Below are 6,395 nucleotides of genomic sequence, written 5' to 3' on the forward strand. Positions count from 1 at the left end.
CCATCTTGCGTGACTTGTAAACATGCCTAACGATCAGCTTGTTTTTAAACACTATACGTATTTACTATAGCAAGACATTCGATATAGGTATTTTACATTAATGTGTTCTCGCATTATGATAATTTCAACGTTTTAAATCAATCGGTATTTACGTGTGAGAAGGGGAAATTTTAAGATGCGAAAATTAAGTTTGATTCTCGTTGGGCTAGGCGCTGTTATTATTGTCGGCGTTTTGTTGATTGTGCCTATCAACACCGATAAAAATTCAGGCACTACAACCAATCAAACGGTGGCAACCGCCCAAAATAACAAAAAGCAATCTAATGGCAAGTCGATTGTTATTTATATGACCCACACCGGGAATACTGAGGCGGTTGCTAAGACCATTCAAAAACAAGTTGGTGCTGACATTTATCATCTACAAACTAAGGAAAAGTATCCGACCAGTTATCAAAAAATGCTAAAGGTTGCACGTTCTGAACAGAAGCAGAATGCACGACCACAGTTAGCTGGAAAACTTCCTAACTTAAAAGGGTATCACTACATTTTCTTAGGCTATCCAATATGGTTAGATAAAAATCCGATGGCCATCAATACTTTTCTTAGTCATTATCCAAGCTTCAAAGGTAAAATTATTTTACCATTTACGACTAGCGGTAGTAGTGGCTTAGGATCAAGCCTGCCAGAATTGAAACAACATGCTAAACAAGCAAGTTTTCGGTCAGGACTGGCAATTACCGATGACCAGTTAAGTCACACAAAACAGTTAGTAAAGTCTTGGCTGACAAAGAATCATTTCTAAAACAACAAATTGGAGGGAATATAGGGTGGAAACTGTTCTAAAAAAGGCACTGGCTGGTGAGTTAATTGACTTTCAAGCGCCAGAATATAAAGTTGTCCCGAAGATTGCGAATGAAAACTCAAAAATTTTAGCTGAATTGAATGGGCAATATCATACTGATACGACAGTCGTTAAACTGATGAGCCAAATCACTCGTCAAAATGTCTCAGCGACTAACACGATCATGCCACCATTCAATACGGACTTTGGCGCACATATTTATTTAGGTAAAGATGTCTTTATTAATCGCAATGCGATGTTTGTTGATCTTGGCGGTATTTATATTGGGGACCAGGCTTTAATTGGACCAAACGTGACGTTAATTTCGGTAAATCACATGGAAAATCCGGAATCGCGTCGTAATTTAAAATGTGCCGCCGTGCATATTGGTAAGGGTGCTTGGTTGGGTGCTAACGTAACCGTATTGCCTGGCGTCACGATTGGGGATAATGCCATCATTGGTGCTGGTGCCATCGTAACCAAAGATGTTCCCGCAAATATGGTTGCAGTTGGCACACCAGCGAAAGTCATTCGTAAAATAAAGCAGTAATAAGTGAGACGGAAGGGTAGGCCCGGAAGTGTTAACAGAAGTCTATGCAAAATCCGTATACATTTATATTTTAGATAGGTATTAGACATTTTATACTTGAGAAGTTAAGCTTATCCATGTCATCAAAGTTGTCTCGAAATAGCTCATTTTGAGACTATTCTCAGATTAGAGAGGAAGTTTTTTTAAAATGAAAAAAGTTATGATTATTGGTGCCAATGGTGGAACTGCACGTATTCTGATTGACCGGTTGTTAGACGAAACGACGGACGAACTGGTTTTATTTTTACGGAAAGCTGATCGATTATCCAAATACGAAGGCAATCCACGTGTGGCGTTGGTTGACGGTAACGTCCTAGATACTGAAGCGTTACGATTAGCCATGAAAGACGTTGATATTGTTTATTCAAACGTTGGTGGTGCTGATTTAGGGCAACAAACGCAAAGTATCCTGACTGCGATGCATGAAACAAAACAAACCCGTTTGATTTTTATTAGTGCATTGGGTGCGCACCATGAAGTCCCCGGCAAGTTTGGGGAATGGAATGAACAAGCCATTGCGGCGTTCTTACCTGGGTTCCGTGAATCAGCTAAACTATTGGCCGATTCAGACATTGTTTACACTGAATTACGGCCAGCCTGGTTGACGGATCAACCCGAAGTTGATTACGAAACAACCGGTGTTGATGAACCGTTCAAGGGGACGGAAGTATCACGGGCTAGTGTTGCCGATTACGCTTTTAAATTAATCAAGCATCCAGACTTAGCGGAACGTGCTAGTGTTGGTCTAAACAAACCCAATACTGACGGTGATAAACCAAGCTGGATGTAATTAACCTAACCATATTCCACGTATTTTTAAAATGAATTTTGTTAAATCAAGTAATCCAGATAATGGTCATTTGCCATTTATCTGGATTACTTTTTGGTTTAATTAGCTTGAATAGCTGTGGGCCACTTTGGGAACTGATAAGGCGGGCTATGTAAAAATTATTAATTCATCTGCCGGCCAACCTGAAATTGCGATTCTTTCACTAACTATTTATAATGATTAGTGAAGAATTAGATTCGGTTTTCCCATGGGTACCGTTTTTTTGCGAAAGAGGTGTCATTTAAATGTCTGATGAAGACTTGGTTCGTCAAATTATTTTAACAAATCCAGATTTAGCTCAACTTTTAACCATTGTTCAACAGCTGAATCTGCCACAAGCTACCATAGCTGCAGGCTGTATTCGTAATACGGTTTGGTCCGTACTTAGTCAGCAACCTGTAACATTTTTAAGTGACATCGACGTGGTTTACTTTGATCCACAGCAACCGGTTCAACATGATGTAGAGATACAATCTCAATTACAGCAACAATATCCGCAGTACCAATGGCAAGTGAAAAATGAAGTTTACATGGCCCAATATAATTTTGCTGATCAGTCACCGTTTAAATCCGTCGCTGATGCGATTGGCCATTTTGTGGAAACCGCGACTTGTGTTGGTGCATACCTAGACGCTGATAATGAATTACAACTGATTGCGCCACATGGGCTCAGTGACTTAGTCCTATTCAAATGTCGACCGGCACCATATTTGAAGCAAGATGCTAAACATCTTGCTGTATTTAAACAGCGAATACTTCAGAAAAACTGGCAACAAAAATATCCGAAGTTATCAGTCAGTCTGGCATAACTTATTTAATGATCGACAAATTTGGACTCTCGTGGTTGAACAAGGTTTAAACGAGTAAAAAAGGTATGTGAACAGGGTGAGGGGGAATTAGCAATTAGATTGATAGCAGTATTGTTATGAAAGAGGCTTTGATTTCGTCTTTTTATACCGATGTGGTATAATCAACTTTGAGGTGAAAGAAGAAATGGAATACCTTGCAGAGAGCCGCAAACTTGCTAAAATTTTGAATGATCCCCGATTACTAGTTAAAAATTTTGGCCGTAATCGAGCTAAAAGAATTCAAGCCCGGCTTGATGAGTTTGATGCTGCGGATACCTTGCAGCAGATTCCGTCAGATCCGCCACCGCGTTGTCATCGGCTGCATAATAATTTGGAAGGCAAATTTGCAGTTGATGTTAGCAAAAATTTTCGTATTATTTTTGAAGGCTATGACAAAAACGACCAACTTTCCGTTGAAAAGTCAGAAATTGTTACCGTTCAGATTATGCAGATTGAAGACTATCATTAAGGAGTTGACTACTATGTTACATCGTGACAATAAAATTCAGCAGTATCATACCAGTTCAGCTGCTGATCTCATTAAAGAAACTATGGAATTCTATCAGATTACACAAATTGATCTGGCTGACCGCTTAGGTGTTAGTCAAAAAAACATATCCGACATTCTCAAACGCAAACGATTTGTCAGTGAAATACTGGCTTTAAGAATTGAAACTGTGATGGGAATTTCTAGTCAGTTATTATTGAACTTAGATGCAAATTTCAAATTACACCTAGCTAAGGAAACTGCGGATGAATCTGTACCACAGAATAAATCAGATAAATTTCTCAAACGATATGATTGGGTTACAGCCTGACTTTCTAATAGCTGTGAGCAACCCAATTAAGACCAGAAATCTCTGATATATTTTATATATTGATTTTTAGAATAGCTTAAATAACCAAATTGCACAAACATGAATTTAAACAGCTTTAAAGAATTGACACCGTATTACATGGTGTCTTTTTTGTGATTGGTTATCATGAGTTCAAGTTCATATAACTTGTTGAAACTGAAAAAATTATCGGTCCATAGAATTAGCATCATAAGTTCAGCAAATAAACTGGATTCGTATGCTTAAATAATCAATCCAAAAGTTGGTTACATCTACAGTCATCAGCAATCACATTTAGATTAAACATTCCAAAAGTTCTGATTAAATCATCCAGATTTTAATACTGAATATTAAATCGGTCAGCATTTTTGTATCAGAAAAAATGAAACATAAGATTTTATTGTCATGAAATACGTGAAATCGGCATGCAACTAGTATGATTGCTTAATTAGGCCTAAATCCTGAGAGGGGTGTTTTTTTAGATATTCTAGTTTACATAATATATATTATATGAAGTAGAAGCAAGAAGTAAAATCCTCCCCCACGACCTAAAGTGGTCCCCTCGGGTCAAAAATTTGAACGTTGCCTTCAACTGTCTTTGAATTTCAATTTTAAGATTACTGATCCGTTTCGATTTCTCACCAACAAAAAATACATTCAGAACTTTTAGAATTCAGATGTGTTTTATCAGCTAACCACAAAATCATTTTGTAACAGATCTAAATTTGCTGCAGTCATAAAATCATATGTATTGATGACTATCAGACAATCTAGACTGTCAGTTTAAGATTTTGACTTACATATGTGATTTACCAGTCATTTTGCTTGAATTCCAATTCGGCTGCTGTATCTAATTATATCGGTTTTTTAATGATTAATTCTAGCGATGTTTAATGATCACTTGTCTGTCTAACAATTGAACGCGTGCTTAGAATACGCCTCACAGCATCCACCTAATGGCTTGTTTTTTGGTTATTTTTGTGTTTTAGTTAAAGTAACAGATTATAACTAGAAAGGAATCATTCGCCCATGCCACTCCAATTTCCATACGAAAAAAGCTTCGTTCACCAACTTGAAGCCGCTGGCAAACAACCAACCACGATTGAACAATATCGACTAACGCTTGCTGACTTTTTCAATTATGAGCAACACTTTAACCAGACCTTTGCTCAGGACCAATTACTCGCTGATCTAACTGAAAACGATATTCAGGCTTATTTAGAAATGCTACGTCAACAGCGTCAGTTTAAAACTTCCACGTTGAACAAGGCGCTTTCTAATTTAAATGGCTATTTTAGTTATCTCTTTGAACACCGAATTATCACCACATTACCAACGTTTAGTATCAAAGGTAAACCACTGACTAATGATCAGGACGCCTTGCACTGGCCCGAACAACTATCCACGCTACTAACTAATGATGATCTGCACGTCTACACACGGGCATTCTTGCTGTTTACTTGCAAAGGATTTACTGCCCAAGAAATGCTGACTTCAAATTTTGACTCACAACTCAAAAATATCATATTTAGCAATGACGAACAAGTGTTCTTAAAAAAATTAACAACTTTTTTACAACCGCTTCAAACCAACGGCGCACGTGGTTACTTCTTAAAAATCCGGCAACGTGGTCAAGATCCACATCTGACACTGGCCGCGCTGCATAAGTATTTAGCAGGTGACAGCCAACGAATTGGCTTACCACTCAAACCAGTTGCGCTACGCCAGAGCTTCATGCTGTGGTACCTAGATCAACACCGTACGGATACCCTTGAAAGTATCATGCACGTGCTTCGCTTAGACGAGACGAGTTTGGCCTATTATCAAAACTTGCTCCGTAGGCAAGATTTACGCGCGTTACAAGCAAAACGGGAGTCGTCCCGGTAAAATAACAACTAGGGTCATAATGAAAATAGCTACTATTAAAACATTAAGCTTACATTGTTACAAGAACTTAACGATACTTTACAAACGAATCACAGCCTTTACAGTTGATTTGCTGCTTGGTTAAGAAGCTTTAACCCCCCTGTACAACAGGGCTTTGAGCCGTTAAACTAAGCTTATATTGTTACTTAAGTTTTTGAAAGGATGACTCTGATGACATTTTACCGCTGGCTTGAACCATTTATAGAACAACGTGGCCCGTTTGCTTCAGCAGCCCGCTACGCCCATTCCGATTTTGATTTTCCGTTAACTAGTAATGTCCATGAATTGTCCGATTATATTACTTATTTGAATACTCGTGATTCAGTCAAGGAATCATTTTATTCCGCTTTAGATGCTTACCAAGCGGCCTAACTTAAAACCAAAAAGACCCAGTAGCTTTGTACTAGTCCCTGTCAAGTTGACAGGTGAAATAATATAATTTTCGAGTTCTGTCTAAGCGGCTTTGCCGCGGTATTCTACCGCGGTGAAGCCGCTTCTTTGTGTTGTCCGGTCAATGTAATTGAAG

8 protein-coding genes are annotated in these 6,395 nt (G+C 38.4%); all 8 read left to right on the plus strand.

Annotated features, from left to right (window positions below; translation table 11 throughout):
* Nucleotides 1-175 precede the first annotated feature (175 nt).
* The 8 genes from AAA939_RS05925 (at nt 176) to AAA939_RS05960 (ending at nt 6,241) form a co-directional block, all read left to right on the plus strand.
* Entirely contained in the window at nt 176-802 is a 627-nt protein-coding gene (locus AAA939_RS05925) for a flavodoxin (protein WP_338208439.1), read from the plus strand.
* Nucleotides 803-827: 25 nt separating this feature from the next.
* The gene (locus AAA939_RS05930; RefSeq protein ID WP_338208441.1) at nt 828-1,391 is read left to right on the plus strand and encodes a sugar O-acetyltransferase; all 564 of its coding nucleotides are present in this window, start codon (nt 828-830) and stop codon (nt 1,389-1,391) included.
* A gap of 187 nt (nt 1,392-1,578) precedes the next feature.
* Nucleotides 1,579-2,220, plus strand: coding sequence for an NAD(P)H-binding protein (locus tag AAA939_RS05935; RefSeq protein ID WP_338208442.1), 642 nt, complete (start codon nt 1,579-1,581; stop codon nt 2,218-2,220).
* Nucleotides 2,221-2,504: 284 nt separating this feature from the next.
* On the plus strand, nt 2,505-3,068 hold the full coding sequence (locus AAA939_RS05940; RefSeq protein WP_338208444.1) for a nucleotidyltransferase family protein: 564 nt from the start codon (nt 2,505-2,507) through the stop codon (nt 3,066-3,068).
* A gap of 184 nt (nt 3,069-3,252) precedes the next feature.
* A complete protein-coding gene (locus AAA939_RS05945) occupies nt 3,253-3,576 on the plus strand; it encodes a type II toxin-antitoxin system RelE/ParE family toxin (RefSeq protein ID WP_338208460.1) in 324 nt (107 codons plus the stop codon).
* 13 nt (nt 3,577-3,589) lie between these two features.
* Entirely contained in the window at nt 3,590-3,925 is a 336-nt protein-coding gene (locus tag AAA939_RS05950) for a helix-turn-helix transcriptional regulator (protein WP_338208446.1), read from the plus strand.
* Nucleotides 3,926-4,972: 1,047 nt separating this feature from the next.
* On the plus strand, nt 4,973-5,830 hold the full coding sequence (locus AAA939_RS05955) for a phage integrase N-terminal SAM-like domain-containing protein (RefSeq protein ID WP_338208448.1): 858 nt from the start codon (nt 4,973-4,975) through the stop codon (nt 5,828-5,830).
* A gap of 210 nt (nt 5,831-6,040) precedes the next feature.
* Entirely contained in the window at nt 6,041-6,241 is a 201-nt protein-coding gene (locus tag AAA939_RS05960) for a YozE family protein (protein WP_057707168.1), read from the plus strand.
* The last annotated feature ends 154 nt before the right edge of the window (nt 6,242-6,395 follow it).

Source organism: Lactiplantibacillus paraxiangfangensis (genome assembly GCF_036246185.1).
Taxonomy (GTDB): domain Bacteria; phylum Bacillota; class Bacilli; order Lactobacillales; family Lactobacillaceae; genus Lactiplantibacillus; species Lactiplantibacillus paraxiangfangensis.